Origin of the sequence: Pseudomonas sp. LAIL14HWK12:I10, assembly GCF_900184205.1 — a bacterium.
Lineage (GTDB): Bacteria > Pseudomonadota > Gammaproteobacteria > Pseudomonadales > Pseudomonadaceae > Aquipseudomonas > Aquipseudomonas kermanshahensis.
This window is the reverse complement of the sequence record NZ_FXWU01000010.1, coordinates 225,857-250,191: the sequence shown is the minus strand read 5'-3', so window position 1 is coordinate 250,191 and position 24,335 is coordinate 225,857. Positions and strand designations below refer to the sequence as shown.

The 24,335-nt window shown below is 55.2% G+C and carries 19 protein-coding genes; 6 read left to right on the top strand and 13 right to left on the bottom strand.

All coding sequences use genetic code 11. The annotated features are described in order from the left end of the window. Window positions 1-70 precede the first annotated feature (70 nt). Entirely contained in the window at window positions 71-4,810 is a 4,740-nt protein-coding gene (locus tag QOS90_RS22050) for a CDP-glycerol glycerophosphotransferase family protein (RefSeq protein ID WP_159455784.1), read from the top strand. Window positions 4,811-4,901: 91 nt separating this feature from the next. On the opposite strand, the gene QOS90_RS22045 is transcribed toward QOS90_RS22050, so the two are convergent. The 10 genes from QOS90_RS22045 to QOS90_RS22000 all read right to left on the bottom strand — a co-directional run bounded on the left by QOS90_RS22045 (window position 4,902) and on the right by QOS90_RS22000 (window position 14,614). Beyond that, window positions 4,902-5,705 carry a CatB-related O-acetyltransferase gene (locus QOS90_RS22045; protein WP_085273742.1) on the bottom strand — a complete coding sequence of 268 codons (804 nt, stop codon included), beginning with the start codon at window positions 5,703-5,705 and terminating at the stop codon, window positions 4,902-4,904. A gap of 272 nt (window positions 5,706-5,977) precedes the next feature. Next, window positions 5,978-6,982, bottom strand: coding sequence for a CDP-glycerol glycerophosphotransferase family protein (locus tag QOS90_RS22040; protein ID WP_085273741.1), 1,005 nt, complete (start codon window positions 6,980-6,982; stop codon window positions 5,978-5,980). Between the two features lie 11 nt (window positions 6,983-6,993). Continuing rightward, window positions 6,994-7,413 (bottom strand): glycerol-3-phosphate cytidylyltransferase, encoded by a 420-nt coding sequence (tagD, locus tag QOS90_RS22035; RefSeq protein ID WP_085273740.1) that lies wholly within the window; start codon window positions 7,411-7,413, stop codon window positions 6,994-6,996. A gap of 59 nt (window positions 7,414-7,472) precedes the next feature. Beyond that, window positions 7,473-8,246, bottom strand: coding sequence for a hypothetical protein (locus QOS90_RS22030; protein WP_085273739.1), 774 nt, complete (start codon window positions 8,244-8,246; stop codon window positions 7,473-7,475). A gap of 35 nt (window positions 8,247-8,281) precedes the next feature. Then, window positions 8,282-9,811, bottom strand: a complete 1,530-nt coding sequence (locus QOS90_RS22025) for a stealth family protein (protein ID WP_085273738.1) — start codon at window positions 9,809-9,811, stop codon at window positions 8,282-8,284. Next, window positions 9,804-10,796, bottom strand: a complete 993-nt coding sequence (locus QOS90_RS22020; protein WP_085273737.1) for a capsular biosynthesis protein — start codon at window positions 10,794-10,796, stop codon at window positions 9,804-9,806. The genes QOS90_RS22025 and QOS90_RS22020 overlap by 8 nt, the downstream gene beginning before the upstream one ends. A 130-nt stretch (window positions 10,797-10,926) precedes the next feature. After that, a complete protein-coding gene (locus QOS90_RS22015) occupies window positions 10,927-12,012 on the bottom strand; it encodes a polysaccharide biosynthesis/export family protein (protein WP_085273736.1) in 1,086 nt (361 codons plus the stop codon). After that, window positions 12,005-13,111 (bottom strand): KpsE/RkpR family capsule polysaccharide export protein, encoded by a 1,107-nt coding sequence (locus QOS90_RS22010; RefSeq protein ID WP_085273735.1) that lies wholly within the window; start codon window positions 13,109-13,111, stop codon window positions 12,005-12,007. Before QOS90_RS22010 ends, QOS90_RS22015 begins: the two co-directional genes overlap by 8 nt. A gap of 45 nt (window positions 13,112-13,156) precedes the next feature. Continuing rightward, window positions 13,157-13,810, bottom strand: coding sequence for an ABC transporter ATP-binding protein (locus QOS90_RS22005; protein WP_085273734.1), 654 nt, complete (start codon window positions 13,808-13,810; stop codon window positions 13,157-13,159). Between the two features lie 12 nt (window positions 13,811-13,822). Next, window positions 13,823-14,614, bottom strand: coding sequence for an ABC transporter permease (locus QOS90_RS22000; RefSeq protein ID WP_085273733.1), 792 nt, complete (start codon window positions 14,612-14,614; stop codon window positions 13,823-13,825). Window positions 14,615-15,427: 813 nt separating this feature from the next. Between QOS90_RS22000 and pgi the strand changes: the two genes are divergently transcribed. Together pgi and QOS90_RS21990 are read left to right on the top strand one after the other, a co-directional pair. Beyond that, window positions 15,428-17,092, top strand: coding sequence for a glucose-6-phosphate isomerase (pgi, locus tag QOS90_RS21995; protein WP_085273732.1), 1,665 nt, complete (start codon window positions 15,428-15,430; stop codon window positions 17,090-17,092). A gap of 438 nt (window positions 17,093-17,530) precedes the next feature. After that, window positions 17,531-17,863 carry a ComEA family DNA-binding protein gene (locus QOS90_RS21990; RefSeq protein WP_085273731.1) on the top strand — a complete coding sequence of 111 codons (333 nt, stop codon included), beginning with the start codon at window positions 17,531-17,533 and terminating at the stop codon, window positions 17,861-17,863. Between the two features lie 253 nt (window positions 17,864-18,116). Here QOS90_RS21990 and QOS90_RS21985 read toward each other — a convergent pair whose 3' ends face one another. After that, window positions 18,117-18,284, bottom strand: a complete 168-nt coding sequence (locus QOS90_RS21985) for a DUF2897 family protein (RefSeq protein ID WP_016500979.1) — start codon at window positions 18,282-18,284, stop codon at window positions 18,117-18,119. Between the two features lie 182 nt (window positions 18,285-18,466). Between QOS90_RS21985 and pyrF the strand changes: the two genes are divergently transcribed. Then, complete coding sequence (gene pyrF / locus QOS90_RS21980) at window positions 18,467-19,168, top strand: orotidine-5'-phosphate decarboxylase (protein ID WP_027595997.1); 702 nt, start codon at window positions 18,467-18,469, stop codon at window positions 19,166-19,168. Between the two features lie 95 nt (window positions 19,169-19,263). On the opposite strand, the gene QOS90_RS21975 is transcribed toward pyrF, so the two are convergent. After that, window positions 19,264-20,265 (bottom strand): NADP-dependent oxidoreductase, encoded by a 1,002-nt coding sequence (locus QOS90_RS21975; protein WP_085273730.1) that lies wholly within the window; start codon window positions 20,263-20,265, stop codon window positions 19,264-19,266. A 311-nt stretch (window positions 20,266-20,576) separates the two neighbouring features. Here QOS90_RS21975 and QOS90_RS21970 point away from each other — a divergent pair, with 311 nt between their 5' ends. Then, a complete protein-coding gene (locus QOS90_RS21970; RefSeq protein ID WP_085273729.1) occupies window positions 20,577-21,338 on the top strand; it encodes an SDR family oxidoreductase in 762 nt (253 codons plus the stop codon). A gap of 81 nt (window positions 21,339-21,419) precedes the next feature. On the opposite strand, the gene QOS90_RS21965 is transcribed toward QOS90_RS21970, so the two are convergent. After that, window positions 21,420-22,589 carry an MFS transporter gene (locus tag QOS90_RS21965; RefSeq protein ID WP_085273728.1) on the bottom strand — a complete coding sequence of 390 codons (1,170 nt, stop codon included), beginning with the start codon at window positions 22,587-22,589 and terminating at the stop codon, window positions 21,420-21,422. A gap of 289 nt (window positions 22,590-22,878) precedes the next feature. On the opposite strand from QOS90_RS21965, the gene QOS90_RS21960 reads away from it, so the two are divergent. After that, a complete protein-coding gene (locus QOS90_RS21960; protein ID WP_085273727.1) occupies window positions 22,879-24,276 on the top strand; it encodes an aminotransferase-like domain-containing protein in 1,398 nt (465 codons plus the stop codon). The last annotated feature ends 59 nt before the right edge of the window (window positions 24,277-24,335 follow it).

Sequence of the window (24,335 nt, the reverse complement as noted above, 5' to 3'; positions counted from 1 at the left end):
GGATAGCAGGCGATAATTAGATTCTTCTGATATTGGATTCATGGATTTAAGCATTTTAAAAGGGTTTGGGATGACTGAAGTTGTGAGTGTCGACGATTCGTTGCGGCTGTCTGAAGTTCTTCGTGTGAGCGGGAAGAGAAAGGTTCAACTGCTGGGGCATGATTCGGATAATCTGAAGCTTCTCCGTACGCAAATTTTTTCCCAAATCAAGTCGACAGGCGGCCGTCAGGTCGAATGGTTCGAGGCTCTACCAGAAGCTCTAGAAGGGGCTCTACAAGAGGCCTTGCCAGACGGTTTGCAGGCTGAGGATGGCGCGTGCCTGACCGTTTCGTTGTTTGCAGGCATTCCTGCTGACGTTTTCCTGATGTTCGATCTGGCGGACCGACAGCACCTCAATCAAATCCAAGCTGATGGTAAGTCAGCCCTTAGCAACTTTAAGAAAATTCTTGTTCCAGGGCAGTGGATGGCGCGCAGTCTGCTGGGCGACAAAAGGCTCGGCTTAAAGGCCACAGATGTTTTGGTTGTGGGGGCTCCTAGGATTGACTATCTAAGATCGCTGGCTGAGCAAGCCGGCGAGACGGGTGAGAGAACGACTCCCCGTGTTCTTTTTGCCCCGATTCATAGTAACTGGTTTGACGCGGCCGGAAACCCTATGAGCTCTAGCTCGGGTCTCCAGGAATACCTAGAGGAGCTTGGGCAGCACTGCGAGCTAACCGTTTCCGAGGACCAGCGAAATAAGATCAATAAACGGCCAGTAACGCGTGAGCTGATAGACGCTGATATTGTTATAACTGACTACACCTCCGTCGCATATGAGGCGTGGGCCCTAGGTAAACCGGTGATTTTTCCACGGTGGATCCTCGGGGATGCCATCTTGGAAAAGGCGCCAAACTCTGCAGAGGCGGAAATCTATCGGCGAAAACTGGGCTACCATCCTGAGAGTTTTGATGCGTTGCTCGAACTGATAGTTGCTGGCAGCAAGCTTGAAGTGAGCGCCGAGGTCAAAGATTTTTGCCGCGAGTATTTGAGCAATTTTGAAGAGTCAAATAGCGCCAGTAAGATTTGTGCTCATCTGGAATACCTAAGTGATCCGCAGTGGGAAGAGCGTGAAGAGAAAACGCTTGCGGATATTGAGCGATATTTGAAAGAGCATCAGTGGGCACAGGCCGAGTCTGCGCTCATGAGCTTGGTTTCGGTTTATCCTGAGGATGCCAGCCTCAATAATAAATTGGCAATTGCTTACCAAGGGCAGCACAAGTGGTGGCAAGTAGTTGCGACACTGCAAGCTGTTGTTCGCGTAGTGCGCAATAGCGCAGACATTTATCATCGACTGGGTGTTGCTGAGAAAAAAATGGGGCATTTCCGCTCCGCTGCGAACGCCTATGAGCATGCTATTTTGCTGAGTAAGACAGTGCCTGCGGAGTGGTACTACCGCCTTGGCTACTGCTATGAAACACCATGTCATGAGGGGCCGGCTGACTTGCCTGCTGCTATCAATGCCTATCAAAAAGCCTGTGAGCTGGACAAAAAGCACAATGCAGGTAAGTTTGGTATAGGCGTGTTTCATGCCGCCGCCGGTCGTTGGTCCAGAGCAAATGCTTCGTTTACCGAGCAATTGAACTTGGTGAAATTTGACTTCGATCTGCATTTCCGCCTTGGTCGTGCCCAGGAACGATGCTATCTATGGGCTGACGCTGAAGTATCGTTCCGGAATGCCGTTGGATTGCGGATGAAATCGGCTGAATCGCATTTCCGACTTGGCTTTACTCTGGAGCGTCAGAATAAGTTCGAGGCAGCCCTTTCTTCGTATAAGTACGCGATTACGCTCGGCGGAAAAAATATTGCCGAGTGGCGTTATCGGGCTGGTATTCTGCTCATGGAGTTGGGTAGGTTAGACGAGGCCTGTAATCTGTTTATGTCGATGCAGGGTAGCGGGGCTCACCAAGACTTTGACAGAAAGCGATATGAAGCATCGCTAATGTCAAATCGTATCGATACCATCAAAGCCGAGTTGGCCGACAACGCGGAGAAGAGTAGTGTTTGGTATGAGTTTTATGAGGCTAATCTACAGCTTGGGATGGCCGGTGCGGCAAGAGATAGCTTGGCAAATGCAGTGCGTTTCGCCCAAGAAGAACAAGTTCAGAAGCTTGTCTCTCTTTCGGGTTCGTTAAACACGAAGCTCGCCGAAGTTCAGTTTATTGAAAGCCGTTTGGAGAGAGATTGCACCCAGCCGGCCACTTGGATCTCCTACAGCAAGGCCCTTGTAGTCGTCGGGCAACTGGCAGCCGCGGCTGAAGCGATCCAGCAGGCTATCTGGCGTACGAATCAGCATGAAGCTGGTCTGTATTATGAGCTCGGAAGATTGTTGGCTCTCTCTGGTGCGATTGACAAAGCTTGTGAAGCGTTCCGTTCGTACAAAATTATCCAGCGTCCGACCAGTGCTTATGAAGACAAGTTCCTCACCGACAGCACGCTCAACTTCCATGCTACGTATAAAGAGTATATCGAGCTACTGCCGGTAATGGATGATTGCATCCTCTATGAGGTGCATAATGGGTCATCAATGGCGTGTAACCCGCTTGCAATTTTTGAGCATGTTCTCGCTAGTGAGGAATATGCCAATCATAAGCATTTCTGGGTGATTAACGATCTTACTAAAGTTGAGCAAAGATTTAGAAATTTAAAGAATGTATTCTTTGTCAAGCGGGGCAGTGCACTCTACCTTCGTTTGATTGCTTCGTGTAAGTATCTGATTTGTAACGGTACCTTTGCAGAGTACTTTGTCCGGAAGCCAGGTCAGCAGTACCTGAATACCTGGCATGGAACTCCGCTGAAGACGCTTGGCCGCGCAATGAATACGCCACCGTACACGCGTGCCAATACGGCGCGTAACTTCCTGCACGCGACTCATTTGATTTTCCCTAATGAGCACACTCGCCTAACTCAGATTGAAGGTCATAGCATTGATCGGATTGTGAGCGGCGCTCAGTTGATTAGCGGTTATCCACGAAATGATCAGCTTTACAAGATTGACCAGGAAAAGTTGTACGAAGTTCGTCGGACTTTGGGTATTTCAAGTCGCAAACCAGTTGTCCTGTTTGCGCCTACTTATCGCGGTAGCTGGAATACGCCTGAGCTAGAAGCTGAGGTGCTGATCGAGCAGTTGAAGAGCATTATTTCGGATGATTACACTCTGCTTTTCCGAGGCCATCATTTGGTCGAAAAGCAGCTGGTTGAGATGAAGTTGCCAGTAAAGCTGGCGCCTCAATCGATTGATACTAATGCCTTGTTGCCAGTCGCAGATGTTCTGATTTCCGATTATTCGTCGATCATTATTGACTACATGACGCTTCAGCGTCCTATCCTGCACTTCATTCCTGACTGGGATGAGTATAAGTCCGAGCGCGGCCTGTACTTCGAGCGCAGTGACTTGCCGTGGCCACAATGCCAGACGACAGATGAGCTCCGCGGCTTGATTCATAGTGCGTTGAATGATCCAGGCTTGTATGTCAATGCAACCTATCGAGAGTTCCATGAGCGCTTCTGTGGTGTTGAAGATGGTCGTTCGACTCAGCGAGTGGTCGAGTTCTTCTTCCAAGAAAGGGGAGTAGCGTCTCCGCGTAACGATAAAAAGCCGATTGTTGTACGATCTGCGCTTGGTACTATCAATGGTGTTGCGACTTCTGCAATTTCATTAGTGCAGAATCTTGCTGCACAAGGCAAAGATGTAGTGCTCCTTCTCGATACGGTAGAGTTGCGTAAGGAGGAGGCTGGGTTTGACGCGATACGCAAACTCGAGGAAGTGGCGAATGTGATCTTCCGAAGTGGTCGGACTTCCATGAGTCTCGAGCAGCAATGGGTCTCTGATAAGTTCAACGCTGAAGGTGTCTTCTATTCGCAAACAATGCGCGATGTGTACGAATCTGCGATGCAGCAAGAAGTCTATCGTGTGGTCGCGGGCCTAGAGGCTGAGATCAGTGTTGATCACCAGGGCTATCACCCATTCTGGGCGGGTTTCATGGCGGCTATTCCAGCTAATCGTCATTTGATTTACCTCCATAATGATATGTTGGAGGAGTCAGAGAAGCGTCTTCCCAATTTGAGAAAAGTTTTTGAGTTTTATAGAGACTATGATGCTTTCCTTAATGTGTCTGAAAGCTCAATGCAAACCAATCGTGAGAGTTTCAAGGGTATAAATCCTGGTATCGTTGATCAGTTCCATCTCGTTAGAAACGGCTTGGATGTAAATCGAATTATCACTGATGCAGAATTGGAGCCTGATGACGCTGGTTATCATTTGCTTAAATCTGATCCGAGATTCAAGATTGTCAACGTGGCGCGCATGTGGCCCGAAAAAAACCAAGTAAGACTTATCGAGATGGTCAAGTTACTCGTGGAAGAAGGGCATGATGTTGCTCTTTATATACTTGGTACTGGCCCGCTTCACGCGGAGTTGGAAAATCTGATTAAAGAGCTTGAGCTGAAGGATCGAGTGATACTGCTTGGCGTTCAGCGCAATCCTTTCCCGTTCGTGAAGGCTTCGCAGTGTCACGTGCTGTCTTCAGATTACGAGGGGCAGGGTATAGTTTTGCTTGAGGCGATGACGTTGGGTGTTCCCTGTGTCTCCACTGATATTCCTGGCCCTGACAGTGTATTGGAGAACGGTTTGGGTATACTCACCCCGTTGACTCCTGAGGGCTTGGCTGAAGGTGTTAAACAAGTTATCAAAGGGGAGTTTATTCCGCGACCGTTTGATGCTCGCGAATATAACGCGGTCGCTTATGGGGACTTTGCACTCGCTGCCCAGTAACGAAAAAACGCCGGGTTTTGTCCCGGCGTTTTTTTTTGGGGGGGAGGGGCACCGAGCTTATTCTAAGTGCCCCTTCTGATGCTGGCTTATTTCACTTTTTGATCGCAGCGTTTGGGTTGGGTTGCAGTGTGAATGTCTTCGGTTTGAAAACTTCGATCTCTGCCGCGTCAATTGAGTGCTGTAACTCGGTGCAAAACCTCTCTGCATCTTTAAAGCCTATTTGGCATATCTTGCTGGGGTCGTAATTCCACCACTGCAGCCGGAGCAGTTCGGCAATTATTTCCTCCGAGAACCGATACTTCAGAACTTTTGCAGGATTACCACCCACAACCGCGTAGGGGGGGACGTCCTTTGTAACCAGTGCACCAGCGGCTATCACGGCCCCGTCGCCGATTGTAATACCCATCCTCAATGTTACATCGCGACCAATCCAGACATCATTTCCAATTTGCGGATAGGCCTTTCTGTCATATTTGTGCCAGTTGTACTGCTTTGTCTGCTCTTCGTTAGTGAAGTCGCGGACGAGATCGTTACCAGGCCTAAACGTGATGATAGAAGTAGTCACGAGGTCCATGGGGTGATGAGAGTCAAGTATGACGAGGCCAGTCGAGATTGAGCAGTATCGCCCTACCTTCATTGATTCAGCCAGGGCTGAATATGAGTATGAGAGTGAGCCGATGGAGCACAGGCCGGAGTACTTGCCTCCTCCTATGCTGCCTCTGTATGAGCCTTTGTAAAGAGCTGAGTGGCTCTCTATTGTCACTGCCCGCCAAGAAGGAATCGGTTGGTCAAGGGTCAGCCAGCCGTACTTTTTCTGCGACGGTTTCGGAGAGTTGAGTTTGAAAAGAATTCGGTTATTCCAAAACTCTTGTGCCAGGGCTTGAGTTATTATCATTTTACTTCCTACTCATGCTGCGCGCCGGCAAGTGGCAACGTGGCGCGGTGTGGGGCCCGGCCAGCGTAGCCGAGCGTAGAGGTCGCCCGATGATCGAGTGCCTTTATAACTATGTCAATTATTCTTCTTAGAGCTAGAGAAGCCTCCGCAGGAATTTCTCAAAGTCCCAAGCCTATAAGTACATTCAAAGTGCTTAAAGAGTGCAGCATGGTCACCCAGTGGGCAACCCAAACTTAATGCCCCACCTGTTCACAGGTGGGGCATTAAGTACTTTAAACAGCGACCAAGGGAGGTGCTCCGCGGCTCGGTGCAAGAACTTTTTTTGCGATCCTGAGATTGCCGGATTCCCAGACCTCGTCTACCGCTTCCGCAATTAGCTTGTAGGATGAGCCGAGTGTGCGCCGGGGTAAGTAGGACTCCATAAACTGTAGTGTGCGTGCATCTGGGCAGGTGACCTGGCGGATCATGTCCACCATCTCATCAAAGCTGTTGGCATGCAGTCCTAGACGCTCATGGAATATATGGCTTTCCGCCGAGCCGAGATCGTCATAAAGGTTGCCTTCACCAATAAGCCAAGACGGGAAGATTACAGGTTTACCCAGCGCCCACGCTTCATAAACAAGTGTGCCACGATCGGCGATAACAACATCCGCTTCGATGAGCTTTTCAAAAGTCGGTTTTTTGGACTCTCGTAGGTTTGGATGGAGCGAGACATCGTAATCGAAGAGCGTACGCAATCTATCTTCGTAGTGAAGAATGCCCGGATAGCTGGAAATCACGCCAGCTTTGCTTTCAGCGTTATGCGTCGGCGCCCACAAGACCTTAATCTTGCGGAAGGGGGAGAGTTTTCCGAGCTTCTCCGCCAGCGTTCGTTCTGACAAGTACTTACGCTGGGCAGCCAGCAGCGTATCGATTCGTGGCCAACCTACGACCTTAATCTGATTAGCCGACAATTCCACGCCACGGGTTGTGAGCAACTTACGCTTGAGCCAATCACCCGGCACGCAGACCGTTCGATACTTGTTGATCTCAAAGCCCCGTTGAGGGTCGCGTCGGGTCAGGTAATTCTTATCGGCAAGGCCATGAGACATCATGACGTGTGCACGTCGATAAATGAAAAACGTTACGTTCACCGCGCCTGCCCGTGTTACCACGGGCGCTTGCGTTGATTCCCAGTCGGGCAGCTGTGCGTCGATGCCCGCAGCAAATTCCTGCTCCAGCAAGCGGAGATTTTCGCTGGCAACGTAGGTGTAATGAACCTGTTTGCGGTCACTCATCGCATCCGACCTCAGGCGACCGCAGGGGTCGCTGGGTTTTTCAGGTGAGATTTGATCAAGCTGCTGGAGATCTCTGGAGTGCGAGACAGATATACGACTTCGCAAATGTCGTTAAGGAAGTCGAACTTGCCCTGCCAATCATCCCCCATCACAAAAATGTCAACATTATGCGCGATGATGTCTTCTCGCTTCTGCTCCCAAGTGAGTTCGGGGATGACGAGGTCTACGTGACGGCAGGCTGCTACGAGTTGGCTTCTGTCGGCGTAACTAGAGTACGATTTTTTGCCCTTGCCTTCGTTGAAGCTGTCCTCGGAGACGGCCACAATCAAGCGGTCGCCCAGGGAGCGTGCGCGCTCGAGCAAGCGAACGTGGCCGACATGGAACAAGTCAAAGGTGCCGTAGGTGATTACGGTTTTAGCACGAGTGCTCATGTGATCTTCCTGATTATGAGTCGATAAAATGTTATCGAATGGTTAATGGACGAAGTGCTTCAAAGACTGTTGATAAAGTCTTTACATTCCTCATCGACTTTGTAACGTGATCGCGACCACGTTACCCCGTGCTTAATGACTTTTGCCGGGATGCCGACCGCGAGTGTGCACGCGGGTACATCTTTCGTGACCACGGATGCCGCGCCTATTATCGCACCTTGGCAGATTCTATTGCCCGGCAGAACGATGACGCGCTTGCCAAGCCAGACGCGTGGTTCAATGATGGTCTGAGCGTCTTCAGAGTTGATCAGCTCGAGCGTGTCGATATCGACGATGCCATGGGCATCATGGCCTTGTATGACGACATCTTCACCAATCAGGCATTGCTTGCCAATACTGATACCGGTGCCATGCACAGCGATGTGCATACCCCGTGAGGTAACAGCATCGCCCACGCAAATTGTCGGCTTGAGGTTGTTAAGGCGAATGTCAAACTTTCCTTCGCATTTCGCCCCAATGAATACCTTTGCGTGGCTCTGACGGAACATCACCCGGATCTGGGCGGTGTCACTGAGGATGACGAGTGTGCAGTTGACAACTTTCTTCTTTCCCAAGAACTTGATTTCGACATTCTTCTTTCGTTGGAGAATATCGTTGTAGATCTTGGCTGTGGTGAATAGCTTGCAGCTCGGCTCGAAGAAGTCCGGCAGTATCTGCTTGGCCGCCAACTCGCTCAGGGCATACTCCTTGATCGGGAGTGTGCGTGTCTCTACGTCCAGCATCGTATCGATGCTGGTTTCGGGAAACATTGATTTAAATAGCTTCTCAATCACTGGATTTTTCCTTGATCCTGGTCGTCTAGGCAAGCTTACGCACTAGGTGAGGGGCTATGACGCTCCCACGGGGCGCTTTGGAATAGACGCTGATCGAAGAAAATCTGAGTCTGATTCTTATAGGTGGTGTCTTCTGCGCTGCCATTGCCATCGTTAAAGCAAATGAGCTTGTACTTGAAGCGCTCTTTGTTGACCACTCGGGAGATATTGGTGGGGCGAATGATGATACCTGGAGCATCTGCCTTGACCGCCAGGCCCGATGCGTAGGCAAAGTGGTGATAGAGGAATGATGTTAGGTTGATATCATCCGGGCTACGGCGTTTGGCCGATCGTGTCAAGGTGAAGACTTCTGGGAATAGCCCTTCGATCTTTTCTAATACCGACTTTTTCAAGCAATAGGGTACATGCCGATGGAGGTTTTTGGCTTCGTAACTCGGGAAAACAGTCCGTAGCAACTTGCGTGAGTTGCTAGCAGCAACCAAATAGTCTGGTGTCTCTTCGTTGATTGCGTCACCGGCCATTCCGTAAGGTTCGAAGTAGGCAAGTGAGCGCCCGATCTCATCGAAGAAATCAGTCGGCAGGCACGGCTGGCCTAGGACAAAATCATCGTTTAGGTAGATGAAGTTTTCGCTAAGTCCTGGTATCCGATGCAGGCATGCTTCGATGGCGTGCGAGTTGAAGTTCGGAAGCACATCGGTATCTGGGAAGATCTCGTTGTGATCAACCCATACTACCTTTTTGTCATCGCGCAGCCATTCTGGTTTCTGGCAGTTAGAGACAACATAGATCTTGTTCAACCAAGGTGCGTACTTATTCAGCGAGCGTAGCGAATAGCGGAGCTCGTCGTTATTGGTATAGCGGTCTGGATCGAAGCCTTCTTCCGGGAAGGACTCTGTCCATAAGGTTTGCCAGTTTTCGTCTGTGTGGTTTACCCAGGTGTAAACCGCGTCGATGGTCTGATAATCCACGCGCTTGGCTTTGGGGGCGTAGATTTCTTCAAACATATCTATTGGGAAGCGGCGCTGCCATGCCCGGCCCGAGCGCATGGTGGCTTCACCCGTAGCGGCGAGGTCGTAGAGGTAGAAGTGCAGAACATGGGTCTCGCCAAGGATATTGCACAGTTCGACGACAAAATCTGGACGTTGCGCTAGCGCTGAACAGACTGCTTTCACATCAAAGCGGTCATCTGCACGCGAGGCTAGATTGAATCCACCGCCTAGGGTGTAGATTGTTACATTGGTCGGTGTGGATTCTTTTAGTCCGGCGATGAAGCTGATCAGGCCGTTGAGATACCCGCTCCACAGTACCAAGCTGTTAGGGTTGACGCCGTCCTCGGCGCCTATTCCAGCATTGAGATACTTGCGAATGTACTCCGGCAGCCCCAGGCGATTCACCTCTAAAAGGTCGACACTGCGTGTCACCGTCTGAGGTTTTGCTTCGGTCTTGGTGATAGCTGCAGGTGGAGCATCCTTGAAGACACGTTTACGAAACATGTCATAGAAAAACATGTTTGGGTCACGAAGAAATTTCCGTATTTTTTTGTACTTCACTGGCTTTTTATTCATTTAATAAAAATCTCAAACGTCGCTTGAAAGTATCGAATCTGTCTATGTGGCCTGGTTTGTTCTCGAAGAGCGCTGAGTAGTCGTCGACGCTTCGATCAGACAGGCGACAGGCTTCGATAAATTCTTCCAATAGGCTTTTGGAAATGTCGTCGCCCCAGTTCCTGTTGTGAGTTTCCACGAATCTTGAGTAATTAGATTCCCGTCTCTCTTTGTGCGCGATTACATTAGGTCGTTCATGATAAAGATGGAAAACAAAATCTTTGTTTAATAGAGCATCAAGAGAAAGGCGGCCTAGCGCGCGCCTGAACCCCGAGGTGAACAATGGCGAGCGCGCACTCTTGTTAGACATCATTTCTCTGCAGGGCTGCAATGATCCATAATGCTGCGCCAAACGCATCATGAAGTCGAAGTCTTCGTAACCATGCCCGCTGTAGGATTCGTTGAACTGGCCGATGGCAGCGTAGTCATCACTTTTCATCAAAGTGACAGACGAGGGATTCGCCAGGTGCAGGAATTCTTTTCGAGAAAACGAGAAGTATTTTTCTTTCAGTAAAGCTGGGGTTGTTTTCCCCTTGCAAAGGTCTTTTGACCCTTTGGCCGTCAGATACATGCAGGGGAGGAAATAGAACGGGGAATGCTTGGCGGCTATAAGGTCTCTGTATTTTTCCAGGAGGGAAAAGTCGGGCCAAATGTCGACGTCCAGTAAGGCAATCAGCTCCGTGTTCACCACTTCGAATGCTCTGTTTCGGAGCAAAGATGGGTTCACTGAACCTGTATAGTGCTTTTTGGCCAGCAGCGTAGTATAGCGGTTGTTCTCTAGGCTTTTTTTGAGGCGCCGGTCATTGAGGCTGTTCTGATCGTTGAGCGAGAAAATCAGAGGTATGCGCGCGCTCTCGGCAGCGTCCGACATCCGGACTGCTTTTCGCAGAATATCCAGCGGACGTTGTGATAAGTCGAGAGGTACGATAATCGAGATGTCATTCATCGTTCAGGTTGCTGTTTACTCAGGACTGACGGTTATGCCGGTGTATTCAAGAGTCGGTGACGATGAGGTGGTCCATCTGACTCGCTGCGCGTAATCATGCCCGGCTGCCCGGGCATGTTTACGCCAGCTATCAATTCACACCAGTCGCGCGTCCCAGAACCATGGTTTGCACGATCGGGGAGATGACTTTTTGCCACTCATACACGGCTGCGTTTGTTACGTAGATCGTATCGTCTGGTTTAACCATCACCTGGCGGGCATAGAAAATGGCCGCAGGGTCTCGCATGTTCAGGCGCAGGACGACAGGTTTCGGTTTGCCGGCCTCCATGCGGAAGACGAAGACGCCTTCTGCGTTGGCGCTGCCTTCGCGCAGGCCACCTACGCTGCCCAATGCATCGAGCAGGCTAGTATTGCGGTCGGGCAAGTCTTTCAGCCCTGGCGATGTTACAGCGCCCATGGCGACGAAGCGCTGTCGTGCCCTGTCAAGCACTACTTCAGAGTTCGGGCGCAAAACCATGTTGTTGCCTGCCAAAACTTCTTCATAGTTGAACTGTTGGACTTGGCTGCCGTTGCGCACAGTCACGTTAACCAAGTGAGGCTCGAGTACCGGGCCTCCCGCCTGGTTGACAGCGTCGAGCAGGGTCAGCGGACCCTGGAGGGTGCTGAAACGTCCTGGGGTTTTAACCGCGCCAGCAACCAGTACCGAGCCCGACAGGTCACCTACCAGCTCGACGTGAGTCTGCACGTCTGTAGTAATGCCTTTCAATTGACGATGGATCATGTTTTCAACTTGATTCAATGTCATGCCGGCGACGAATTGGCGGCCCACATAAGGGAGAGATAGCTTCCCTTCAGAGTCAATACGAGACTTGAGCTGTGTGCCGCCCGTAGCCAGCGGGGCGAACAGAGACGAGCCTTCCGGTGCGGTGTCAGCGATCAATACATTGAGTGTGTCACCTGCCATTAGCCGTACTTCCGGCGGCACGGGCTTGGTGACCGTTGCCAGCACCGGTGGAACAGCACCTCGCATGTAGGGCGCGATGGTCTTCGCGTCAATGTCGACGAGGGTGTAGGCCTCGGTTTTACTTTCGATCGCGCCTTTGTAAGGGCCTGCGCCGGAAATCGTACCGCCGCAACCGGCCAGGCTCAGGCTTGCCAGGGCCAGTGCTGCCAGCTTCAGGTTGAAGGTGCGAGAGACAGCCAGGGATTTAATCACGATGATCCTCGATCGAAGCCAGAATGAAGCGGGTGATGCCGTAGAGCATCAACAGGCCAAGCAAAATGGTCGCCAGGTTGTACCAACGTTCTGGGTACAGGGCGAGTTGTGGGGTATTTGGGCTAACAACTGTTACTAGCGTCCGAATTTTCTTACTAGCTTCGATGCGGGCGTTGTCAACAGCGGCAACAGCAGTCTTGTAGCTTTCTTCAGCGATCCCGGCATCCAGCGTCAGTTGTTGGAAGCGCGAGGCCACTACGTTCAACTGTGTACCTTGTGGGGAGGAGACCAAAAGGCGTTTTTCTTTACTCAGCTGTTGAGTAATCGATTCAACCTTCTGACGCTGCTGCCTGACCTGAGGGGCATCATTGCGCAGTTTGAAGGTCATCTCGGTAAGGAGGGCCTGCTCCTTCGTGTATTGGCTCTCGAGGTCGGCAATGATAGTTGCCCGACTTTGGGCTGTGGTGCCGCCGTCAAGAACCTTGTTCTCGTTCTGGAACGTCAGCAGTTGAGTTTTGCGTTTGGCGTAGTTCAGCCGTGCGGTTTCCAGTTCGCCTTGGGCGAACTTCATTTGTTCGCGTGCAATCTTATGGCTGACTTCGTTGACGAAGTGTTCGCTGGCTTGCAGGATGGTGCGAAGCATCTTCTCGGAAAGCTCAGGCGTGAAGGCCTGGACTTCTACGCGCAGCAGGCCAGTCGTTTCGTCGTAGTGGGCTGAAACCATGCGCTGGTAGTACTTGAGCAGGTCTTCACGTTCGGCATTCTCATCCAGCCAGAAGAAAATGTCGCTGCGCTGGGCGGCATACTGCTCAATCCAGTGCACGCGCTCTTCCAGTAGCAACATCATGTCTGTCGACGTTATGTACTCACGAAGGTAAAGCGTTTCCTCTCGCGACGCCGGGTTGGTCCCGGTCAAAAGAGTCGCGAGACCTGGGACCTGCGCTGCCTGGTTATTGCCGTCTTGACGCACCACCACTTGGGAAGAGCTGACAAAGCGGTCAACGGCGAACGCACCGTAGTAGACGACCGCCAGGACCATTGGTAGGGCGACCATTGCGATTGCTAGGCCCCAGCCCTTGAATTTACCCGTGCTGCTCATAATGTGATGCATCCTTGAATGGAACAGTCTTGCAAAAAAATATTATTAGGCGCTATAAGCTTTGATGCCTTCGATCACGTCTTCGTAAATCTCTATTTCGCCATCTTTCACGAGCAAAACGATATCGCAGAGTTTGCTGATTTCTGACATCGAGTGTGACACGAGTACAACATTGGAGGTCTTTAGCTTCTCGCGAAAAATCTTCCTGCACTTACGTTTGAACTGAGCGTCACCCACCGACATGACTTCGTCGATTAAGTAGTAATCGAAGTCAAACGCCATGCTTAGGCCAAAGGCAACGCGAGAGCGCATACCGGACGAGTATGTTTTAATCGGTTCGTCTATCCAGGTGCCAATTTCGGCGAACTCTTGGACAAAGCGAATCTTCTCGCGCATTGCTTCGCCTTCTGCGCCATAGACTCGGCAGACGAATTTGATGTTGTCCCTACCGGACATACTGCCTTGGAACCCACCCGTCAAACCAACCGGCCAGGAGATACTTCTGTCGGTGACAATCGTGCCCGAGTCAGGCACGTCGGCCCCACCTAGGAGCCGCATGAGTGTTGACTTGCCAGCGCCGTTACGGCCGATAAGGCCGATGTTCTTCCCAGGTGGAATAGCTAGCGACAGATTCCGAAAGACATATCGGCGCCCCTTGGGCGTCAGATATGACTTGGTGACGTTTCTCAATTCGAACACGGTAGCCGGGCCTTATCCATTCTTGGTGGAAATCAAATGCAGCCTGCGTGCCCTGTAGCTGCCCAGCGAAATGAACAACAGCACCAGGGTGAAGCCAGTCACGTAACCGATTGAGATGCCGTCGACCATTGCGTAATGCGGCAGTACCTCGCCGCGAATCAGTTCGGTCAAGTGAAGAAACGGGTTGAGCAGCAGGATCGGCATCAATGCGTGTGGCAGGTACGCCGCAGGGATGAGTACCCCTGATATGAAATAGAGGGGGAAGAAAACCATGCGTATGACCAGCTTCAGGCTAGGTAAGGCATGCGTGATCAGCGCCAATACCATGCCGAGACTGAATGCAAAAAGCAGGCCAAGCGCCAGTGTCATGAACCACATCAGTGGGTTGTTGATGGACATATCGAACCCCCACCAGGCAAAGCCGAACACGATAAGGGCGTAGACAAGCCCGCTGATGCAGGCTTCGACGATTACGCGTGCTATGTAGGTGTCGAGGGGTTTGATCTGTTTGTAGCCGAACAGGGATCGGTTCTCCCGTAGGCTGTCCATCAACCTGAGTGCCGTGTTGCGGTAGAGCAAAAACGGAGCCATGCCCACCAGCACGAAAACGGGATACTCGACCCCGGAGATCGTCCGGCCACGAATCATGGTGTACAGCAGTGAGAAAATCAGCAGATGGCAAATTGGCTCGATCAGGATCCAGACCGCGCCCATGCGTCGATCCCCAATGCGGGCTCGTGCCTCGCGCAGGACTAGGGCAAAGATGACTGATTTCTGAATCTGCAGCGACGAACGAGGCTTCAAGATGGTTACCGCAAAGCAAAGCAGCGCGCCTAAGCACGCCGGAATTCATCTTCACGAAAGGCCCGATTCCCTTGGCGGGTAGGCTGGGGATTTCCCGGATACTTCCATGTTCTAAGGTGCGCGAGGGTAATTCGATGAGACGCAAGCGTCAAGAAAATTGAGCGAATTTGCAATCTTAAGCCTGCTCGATTCACTCGATCTGTGGTGATAGCGACACAGTCACCTCTCTGCACATCTCAATAGTTGGCTGCAAGATCCGTATGTCGGCAGGGGCTAGATGGTTAGGAGCTGTAGCCCAAGAGCTGCATAGTTATGAGTGATGTCAAAAAGATATCACCTCGGGAGGTGCCAGCTTAAACGGTGGGTCCGTCTTGGCCCTTATAACGTCGATATCCACCGATTGCGCTGCCAATGCGATCTGCTCAATCGACTGTTATCTCAGCACAATTGCTACAAAATAGGACTCAATGCTGGCTAAAATTTATCCATTATGGCTATAGAATTCAGATGCTTACGGGCTCAGATGGTTCTTTGAGGCCTGTATGATTGGTTCGAAAGGCATCAATTGCGTCAGGTTTGAATAGGGCACGCGATGTCCCAGCTGTCTCTCCACAGGCAGATCGGCATTTTTTGGGGGCGATTGAGATCTGAAAGGAGGCTGACTAATAGAGTCAGTGTCACGATGGCGGCCAAGCTTACAATTTATCCCGCCAGCCATTCCCCTAGCGAGCACAGTGCCTATAATGCCCGCCGAAATTGGCAGCAGCTGGCTGTTGTTCATGGACAGATTATGCATCAAGGAAATCATTCGCAATGCCGTACTACCGTAACCCCCGTGATGTGACGGCCCTCCCTGCCTGGCAGGCGCTTCAGCACCACCGTGAGGCCATGCAGAACTTCAGCATGCGCGAAGCCTTCGCCGCCGATGCCAAGCGTTTTGTTCAGTTCTCCCTGAGCAGCTGCGGCCTGTTCCTCGACTACTCGAAAAACCTGATCACCGAGCAAAGCCGCGACCTGCTGGTGAACCTGGCCAACGAAGTCGGCCTGCAGGATGCGATCAAGTCGATGTTCAGCGGCGAGATCATCAACGCCTCCGAAGGCCGTCCGGTGCTGCACACCGCCCTGCGCCGCCCGGTGGGCGACAAGCTCAGCGTCAACGGCGTCAACGTGATGCCGGAAGTGCACAAAGTGCTTAACCAGATCACCGAACTGGTCGGACGCATTCATAACGGTCTGTGGCGCGGTTACAGCGAAAAGCCGATCACCGACGTGGTCAACATCGGTATCGGCGGTTCGTTCCTCGGCCCTGAACTGGTCTCCGAAGCGCTGCTGCCCTACGCACAACGCGGCGTACGCTGCCATTACTTGGCTAACATCGACGGCAGTGAGTTCCACGAACTGTCGGCCAACCTGCGCGCCGAAACCACCCTGTTCATTGTCTCGTCGAAGTCGTTCAACACGTTAGAGACGTTGAAGAACGCCATGGCTGCGCGCACCTGGTACTTGGCCCATGGCGGGGCTGAATCCGAGTTGTACCGGCACTTCATTGCCGTCTCCAGCAACAAGGCTGCCGCCGTCGCCTTCGGTATCCGTGAAGAGAACATCTTCCCGATGTGGGACTGGGTCGGTGGGCGCTATTCGCTGTGGTCGGCCATTGGCCTGCCGATCGCCTTGGCCATCGGTACCGCCAACTTCAAGGAGCTGTTGTCTGGTGCCTACACCATGGACCAGCACTTCCAGACCGCGCCGTTCGATCAGAACATGCCGGTGCTGCTGGCCCTGCTGGGCGTGTGGTATGGCAATTTCTGGGGCGCCCGCAGCCATGCGATCCTGCCGTATGACCACTACCTGCGAAACATCACCAAGCATTTGCAACAGCTGGACATGGAGTCCAATGGCAAGAGCGTCCTGCAGGATGGAACGCCGGTGAAGACCGAAACCGGCCCGGTGATCTGGGGCGGCGTTGGCTGCAACGGGCAACATGCTTATCACCAGCTCTTGCACCAGGGCACCCACCATATCCCTGCTGACTTCATCGTACCGGTAGTGAGTTTCAACCCAGTGGTTGACCATCATCAATGGCTGTACGCCAACTGCCTTTCGCAGAGTCAGGCGTTGATGCTGGGCAAGACCCGCGATGAGGCAGAAAGCGAGCTGCGGGAAAAAGGCCTGAATGAAGCAGATATCGAGAAGCTGGCCCCGCATAAAGTGATCCCGGGTAACCGCCCAAGTAACACCTTGGTTGTCGAACGCATTAACCCGCGCCGTCTTGGTGCACTGGTTGCAATGTACGAGCATAAAGTCTTCGTGCAGAGCGTGATCTGGGGTGTGAATGCCTTCGATCAGTGGGGGGTCGAGCTGGGTAAGGAGCTGGGCAACGGCGTATACGGGCGTTTAGTCGGGAGTAACGATGAGGCTGCTGAAGATGGCTCAACGCAAGGTCTGATCAATTACTTCCGTGGTCGCCACCGCGGCTGATTGTTTTTGCCGAGAAGTCATAAACGAATCGCTCGTGCCCATTGCTGAGAAGCAATGGGCACGAGCGATTTACGAATGCGGCCCCGCAAGTGCGCGTCCTATATCTACCCTAGTTAGGTGTCGAGTCTCGCTTTAAGGGGCGAACTACTTTGCTTGCGTTTTTGTAGGAATGTTCACAGTCAGAAGTCCGAATGTAAGTATTACCTTAAGGTACTTTTCGTGCAGGTTATAAAATATTTGGATTAAGGCTAGTCATCATGTGAAGTGTGGGGCCATGGCGCTTTATATGGGTATACGAAGCTCCGCTATTTGCTGTCCCATTTGGTAACGATTCATCGAGCCGCCTGTCTAGTTAGAACAATGGAATACCGCTAGGGTTGATTGCGCAGCCAAAGGAAAGCTGCTGCTAGATAAGACCAACCCAAGGAGTGATCCCTAATGCGCAATACCGTTCTGTCCTACCTGCTTCTGCCCCTGTTCGCCAGCCTGTCCTTCTCGGTCAGCGCCGCCCCCGCCAGCACCACCGCCATGCAGGAACCAGTGCCAATCGTCACCCACATGGAAGCTCAGACCACCCGCCTAGACCTGAACAAGGCCGATGCCCCAACCCTGCAAAAAGAACTGAACGGCATCGGCAAGGCCAAGGCTGAAGCGATCGTCGCCTACCGGGAAGCCAACGGCCCATTCGCGTCGGTGGATGAGCTGCTGGAGATCAAGGGAATCGGCAATGCGTTGCTGGAGCGTAATCGGGACAAGGTAATGGTGGAGTAATCAGCAGTCGGGCTGGGCAGGCGATGCTTGGCTCAGCCCGTTTATGGACGTATGCATCACTTGACCATGGAGAGGTATAGGTAAAGCCAGCTGGAACTCGAGCGAAGAGTGTGTTGGATTCTTCGCGGGCAAGCCCGCTCCCACAAGTCCAGCTGCCACAGGTTGAGAGGGGGCGGACTAAGGCCTTTGCAGTTGGCATGACAGCGACGTCGAATGGACGTTGCTGTCTTCTACAGATAATGGGGTAGGGGATTTAGCGGTCCTGCGCGTCCTTCGCATCAGCCTCAGCATTGCGCTCATGCACCTTGCGCAGTTGCTCATCCGTCAGCGGCAGTTTCTTCGCCGTATCTCGCAGCATCATCAGGCCGCCGACAATCGAGCCGAGGGCTATGATGAGTATCAGCCAGGCATACCAGGGCATTGTCGTTCTCCTTTGATCATCATGGGGCGGCGCTTGTATGAAATTTGAGCAATTGCCGGTTCCTTTGGTTCAATTATAGAAGTCAGGCCTTGCAGGGCCAATTCCGTGACCCGCGGCCCCCAAAGCCTGCGTCACTTCGTTTACAATGCGCGCCGTTTTCGACTTGCCAAGAGACCCTGACCATGTCCGCCTGCCAGACGCCCCTGATCGTCGCCCTCGACTTCCCTACCCGTGAGGCCGCTCTGAAGCTGGCTGACCAGCTTGACCCTGCGCTGTGCCGGGTAAAGGTTGGCAAGGAGCTGTTCACCAGCAGTGCCTCGGGCATCGTCGAAACCTTGTGTGCCAAGGGCTTCGAAGTATTCCTCGACCTCAAGTTCCACGATATCCCCAACACCACGGCCATGGCCGTCAAGGCTGCCGCCGAGATGGGCGTGTGGATGGTCAACGTGCATTGCTCCGGTGGCCTGCGCATGATGTCGGCCTGCCGTGAAGTGCTGGCCAAGCGCAGCGGCCCGCAGCCGTTACTGATTGGCGTGACCGTGCTGACCAGCATGGAGCGTGAAGACCTGGCGGGTATCGGCCTGGATGTTGACCCGCAAGAACAAGTGCTGCGCCTGGCGGCCTTGGCCGAGAAGGCGGGCATGGACGGGCTGGTGTGCTCGGCGCTGGAGGCAACGGCACTGAAGGCTGCGCACCCTTCGCTGCAACTGGTGACCCCGGGTATTCGCCCGGCAGGTAGTGCCCAGGATGACCAGCGCCGCATTTTGACCCCGCGCCAGGCGTTGGATGCTGGCTCGGATTACTTGGTGATCGGGCGGCCGATCAGCCAGGCGGCGGACCCGGCACAGGCTTTGGCTGCGGTGGTTGCGGAAATTCGCGGATAAGGTGTTGGGTTGGGCTTGAGCCGAACCTGATCAAAAAAGGCCAGCACGTGTGTGCTGGCCTTTTTTTGTGCAGTTTGTTAGCGCGTGGTGCGCTGTCAGACCTTCAACACCAACTTGCCAAAATTCTCGCCGCTGAACAGCTTGAGCAGCGTCTCTGGGAAGGTCTCCAACCCTTCCACCACATCTTCCTTACTCTTCACTTTGCCAGCGGCCAGCCAGCCGGCGATTTCCTGCGCGGCTTTGCCGTAATCCTTGGCATGGTCAAACACCACAAAGCCTTCCATGCGTGCGCGGTTCACCAGCAGCGACAGGTAGTTGGCCGGGCCTTTGACGGCTTCTTTGTTGTTGTACTGGCTGATGGCGCCGCAGATGACGATGCGGGCCTTGAGGTTGATGCGGGTGAGCACGGCATCGAGGATCTCGCCGCCGACGTTGTCGAAGTACACGTCTACCCCTTTCGGGCATTCGCGCTTGAGGCCGGCCAGCACGTCTTCGGCCTTGTAGTCGATGACGCCGTCGAAGCCGAGTTCGTCCTTGAGGTATTGGCATTTTTTGGCGCCGCCGGCGATGCCGACCACATGGCAGCCTTTGAGCTTGGCGATCTGCCCGACGATGCTGCCGACTGCGCCGGCGGCGCCGGAGATGACCACGGTGTCACCGGCTTTGGGCTGGCCGACTTCGAGCAGGGCGAAGTAGGCGGTCATGCCGGTCATGCCCAGGGCCGAGAGGTAGCGGGGCAGGGGTGCGAGGCTGGGGTCGATCTTGTGCAGGCCTTGGGGCTCGCCGGTGAAGTAGTCCTGCACGCCGAGCGGGCCGCTGACGTGGTCGCCGGGTTTGTAGTCGGGGTGGTTGGAGGCCACCACTTCGCCGACGCCGAGGGCGCGCATCACTTGGCCGAGGGCGACCGGGGGGATATAGGACTTGCCTTCGTTCATCCAGCCACGCATGGCGGGGTCGAGGGACAGGTACAGGTTGCGCACTAGAATCTGGCCTTCGCCGGGCTGTTCGGCGGGTACTGCCTCGAAGCTGAAGTCGTCACGGCGCACGGCGCCGACCGGGCGTTTGGCAAGCAGGAAGCGGCGGTTGGTCTGGGTCATGGCGGGTCCTTGTGGGCAGTTGATCGGTGTAAGGGCAATTTACCTTGCTGATGCAGGTTGTAGCGCAAAATCACTGGTAGGCATGGTAGCTCAACCGTGGGTGTGATGATGCTGCACTGGGGGGGAGGGGGTGACTATGCTCTGGGGCAGAGGGTGGGTGATGGTGGGTGGGTGTTTGGCGCGGCATTGGGTAATGGCCGGCAGGTGTTCGGCGGAAGAGGTTTGGTGGCCGGGAGATCGAGCGCCGCCCCCTCCAGCCCCGCACCTAGCGGCCCTGATGCAATCCCCCAAAAAACAACCAGGAGCAAACGATGAGCATGACCTTTTCCGGCCAGGTAGCCCTGGTCACCGGTGGCGCCGCAGGTATCGGCCGGGCAACGGCGCTGGCCTTCGCCCGTGAAGGCTTGAAGGTGGTGGTGGCCGACCTCGACCCAGTCGGCGGTGAGGCCACGGTGGCGTTGACTCACGAGGCTGGCGGTGATGCGATGTTCATCGCCTGCGACGTCACTCGGGAGGCGGATGTGCGCCAGCTGCATGAGCAGCTCATCGCCGCCTATGGCCGCTTGGACTATGCCTACAACAATGCCGGTATCGAGATCGAGCAGGGCCGTTTGGCCGAGGGCAGCGAGGCGCAGTTCGACGCCATCATGGGCGTCAACGTCAAAGGGGTGTGGCTGTGCATGAAGTATCAGTTGCCATTGCTGCTGGCCCAGGGCGGTGGGGCGATCGTCAATACTGCGTCGGTGGCGGGGCTGGGGGCGGCGCCGAAGATGAGCATCTACAGTGCCTCCAAGCACGCGGTCATCGGCCTGACCAAGTCGGCGGCCATCGAGTATGCGAAGAAGGGCATCCGGGTTAACGCGGTGTGCCCGGCGGTGATCGATACCGACATGTTCCGCCGTGCCTATGAAGCGGACCCGCGCAAGGCGGAATTCGCGGCGGCGATGCACCCGGTGGGGCGCATCGGCAAGGTGGAGGAGATTGCCAGCGCGGTGCTGTACCTGTGCAGCGATGGGGCAGCCTTCACCACAGGGCACAGCCTGACAGTGGATGGTGGAGCTACGGCGATCTGACCCGCTTTCAGGGTATTGCTCAGTCATCCCCGGCCCTATCGCCGACAAGCCGGCGCCCACAGGTCACCTGGTGCTTGCGGGTCACCGCACCTCCTGTGGGAGCCGGCTTGCCGGCGATAGGGCCCGCGCAGACAACCACAACGCCAACCCAACCAGCACGCACCCCAGCAGCAGCACCCCACCAAACACCAGCAAGGCCATCCGTGACCCCAAGCGGTCGCTCAGCAACCCGGTAAAGATCACCGGCAAGCTGAAGCCCAGGTACGCCAGTAGGAAGAACCCGGCACTGGCCCGGGTTTTTTCTGTGCCGGCCAGTTGGTTCACCGCCGCCAACCCGCCCAGGTAGATAAACCCGTAACACGCACTGCTGGCCGCCACCGCGCCCAGCAACACGGCCCCCAGTTGCCCAGCATCGGCCCCCCAGGCCAGCACCGCGTAACTGCACGGCAGAATCAGCAGCCCCAGCAGCGTGGCCTTGAGGCTCGACAGGCGACGTGCCATCGGCTGGAACAACAAGCCGCAGCTGATCACGCAGAAGGTCGAAAAGCCTGACCAGGCACTCAAGCCATGCTGGCGCAAAATCCCCGGCAGCAGGGCGATGACCAAGCCAACGCAGGCCCAGGCCAGCAAGATGGCCAGGCCGTAGGCAACGCTGCCGCGGGGGTAGCACGGCAGCCGCAGCATGGCGCTGCGCTGTGTCGGGCGCGGGTCGGGCAGGCGCCAGACCAGCACCAGGGCAACGGCGGCGAGTAGCAGCTGCAGGTTGAAGCTGCCTGGGGTCAGGCTCGGGCCGCGCAGCAAGAACAGGCTGGTAAGCGCGGCGCCCAGGCCAAAGCCCAGCGAGGTGCTGGCGGTGACCCAGTTGGCGGCACGGGGGCTGCCGTCACTGCCCATCAGCTCGCCCATGTAGGCGGTTGCCGTGGCCGAGGCAAGGCCGGTGCCCAGGCCCAGGAACAGCCGCGCCAGGCCAAGGGTTTGCAGGCTGGGGGCGAGTAGCATGAGCACGGTGGCAATCATCGACAGGATCAGCGCGGCGATGATCAATGGGCGGCGGCCAACCCGGTCGGCTAGCCCGCCGAGGGCCAGGAGTACCGGGAGTACGCCCAGCACGTAGCCGGAGAAGGCCACGGCGGTGGCGGCGGCCCCCTGGCCGGAGAGGTCGGCGTAGGTGATGTAGAGCGGGGCCTGGAGGTTGACGGCTAGGGTGATCAGGCACAGGGCGAAGGCCAGTCTGGCGGGGGCGCGGGGCATCGGTAAGATCCTGGGTTTTAAGAGGGCAGTGCCGGCCTCTTCGCAGTTCAATGGGCTGTGAAAACCCCTGTAGGAGCAGCCTTGTGCTGCGAAGAGGCCGGTGACAACACCGGAAATCTTGGCTGTTTTTACCGGCCTCTTCCCAGCACAAGGCTGCTCCTACACGAAGCGCGTGCGATGTGAGGGCCGTGCTGGTGTGGCAACAATGATTCCAATCAGCCCCGGCAACCAGGCACACCGCCACCCCATTTATGCTTAACTGTTCGCTCAAAACCTGCGAACACTTACCATGCACTTCCCTCTAGACCGCACCAGCACCACGCCCTTGGTGCAGCAGCTCACCAACCACCTGCAAACCTGGATCGGCCACCAACGCCTGCGCCCCGGCGCCCGTCTGCCGTCGATCCGTGCGTTGGCGCGCAGCCAGGCGGTCAGCGCGTCTTGTGTGATCGAGGCCTATGATCGCCTGGTCGCCAGCGGCTGGCTGGAGGCGCGGCATGGCACCGGCTTTTTCGTCGCCGAGCGCAAACCGGTGGGCGAGGCGGACGATGGCTTGCCTTGGGGCGAGGCTGGCGATGGCCACTGGCGGCAGTTTCGCGAGGGCCATGACGAGCTGCTCAAGCTCGGCTGTGGCTGGTTGCCCAACAGCTGGCGTGCGGCCACCGAGCTGGCCCAGGCGGTGCGCCAGGTCAGCCGCGGCAACCCGCAAGACCTGTTCGACTACTGCCCACCGCTGGGCCTGGCCAGCCTGCGTCAGCAACTGCACAAGCGCCTGGCGCGCCAGGGCATCGCCGCCGGCCCCGAACGCATCCTCACCACTCAAGGCGCCAGCCATGGCCTCGACCTGCTGGTGCGCACCTTGCTGCGCCCTGGCGATACGGTGCTGGTGGAAAACCCCGGTTACTACAACCTGTACAACCTGCTGCGCCAACACCAGGTGCGCATGTTGCCCGTGCCCCGCCTGGCCGAAGGCCCAGACCTGGCGGCGCTGGAGCGCTTGCTGGCCGAACACCGCCCGCGTTGCCTGTTCATCAACAGCCTGTACCACAACCCGACCGGCACCAGCCTGACCCCCAAGGTTGCCTACCGCCTGCTGGAACTGGCCCGCGAGCACGACCTGCGCATCATCGAAGACGATATCTACGCCGACTTCCAGGAAGGCCCGGCCACGCGCCTGGCCACGCTAGACAGCGAACAGCGGGTCATCTACATGGCCAGCTTCTCCAAAACCCTCAGCAGCTCGCTGCGGGTCGGCTACCTGGTCGCCGACCCGGCCCTGCTGGCGCGGCTGGCCGAGCTGAAGATGGTCAGTGGCATCGGCACGTCGCGCTTCGCCGAGCAGGTGGTGGGGCAGATGCTTGCCAACGGCAGCTACCGCAAAAGCGTGCAACGCCTGCGGGTGCGCCTGGGCCAGCACATGGCCAAATTGCTCGGGCAGTTGGAGCAGGCGGGGTGGGAGGTGTTCTGTGAGCCTTACGGCGGTATGTTCGTGTGGGCGCGGGTACCTGGGCGTGACGTTGCCAGCCTGGAGCGGCTGGCCCTGGAGCATGCGGTGCTGCTCACCCCTGGCAGCGCCTTCGATTACCAGGGCGCGAGCAGCGATTGGCTGCGCATCAATGTCGCTTACGGGCAGGATTCCCGCGCCCAGGCCTTCTTCAAACACGCAGGGCGACCTCCAGCACACTGAAAGCGACACGCTCATAGCTATTTGACACTATTCTGGCGTCAGGCCCTTGTGAGTGCACG

Bases quoted from the DNA above. Each gene is read 5' to 3' on its own strand.
- QOS90_RS22050 (WP_159455784.1), top strand. From the start codon at position 71: ATGACTGAAGTTGTGAGTGTCGACGATTCGTTGCGGCTGTCTGAAGTT.
- QOS90_RS22045 (WP_085273742.1), bottom strand. From the start codon at position 5,705: ATGATAATAACTCAAGCCCTGGCACAAGAGTTTTGGAATAACCGAATT.
- QOS90_RS22040 (WP_085273741.1), bottom strand. From the start codon at position 6,982: ATGAGTGACCGCAAACAGGTTCATTACACCTACGTTGCCAGCGAAAAT.
- tagD (WP_085273740.1), bottom strand. From the start codon at position 7,413: ATGAGCACTCGTGCTAAAACCGTAATCACCTACGGCACCTTTGACTTG.
- QOS90_RS22025 (WP_085273738.1), bottom strand. From the start codon at position 9,811: ATGAATAAAAAGCCAGTGAAGTACAAAAAAATACGGAAATTTCTTCGT.
- QOS90_RS22020 (WP_085273737.1), bottom strand. From the start codon at position 10,796: ATGAATGACATCTCGATTATCGTACCTCTCGACTTATCACAACGTCCG.
- QOS90_RS22010 (WP_085273735.1), bottom strand. From the start codon at position 13,111: ATGAGCAGCACGGGTAAATTCAAGGGCTGGGGCCTAGCAATCGCAATG.
- pgi (WP_085273732.1), top strand. From the start codon at position 15,428: ATGCCGTACTACCGTAACCCCCGTGATGTGACGGCCCTCCCTGCCTGG.
- QOS90_RS21990 (WP_085273731.1), top strand. From the start codon at position 17,531: ATGCGCAATACCGTTCTGTCCTACCTGCTTCTGCCCCTGTTCGCCAGC.
- QOS90_RS21985 (WP_016500979.1), bottom strand. From the start codon at position 18,284: ATGCCCTGGTATGCCTGGCTGATACTCATCATAGCCCTCGGCTCGATT.
- pyrF (WP_027595997.1), top strand. From the start codon at position 18,467: ATGTCCGCCTGCCAGACGCCCCTGATCGTCGCCCTCGACTTCCCTACC.
- QOS90_RS21975 (WP_085273730.1), bottom strand. From the start codon at position 20,265: ATGACCCAGACCAACCGCCGCTTCCTGCTTGCCAAACGCCCGGTCGGC.
- QOS90_RS21970 (WP_085273729.1), top strand. From the start codon at position 20,577: ATGAGCATGACCTTTTCCGGCCAGGTAGCCCTGGTCACCGGTGGCGCC.
- QOS90_RS21965 (WP_085273728.1), bottom strand. From the start codon at position 22,589: ATGCCCCGCGCCCCCGCCAGACTGGCCTTCGCCCTGTGCCTGATCACC.
- QOS90_RS21960 (WP_085273727.1), top strand. From the start codon at position 22,879: ATGCACTTCCCTCTAGACCGCACCAGCACCACGCCCTTGGTGCAGCAG.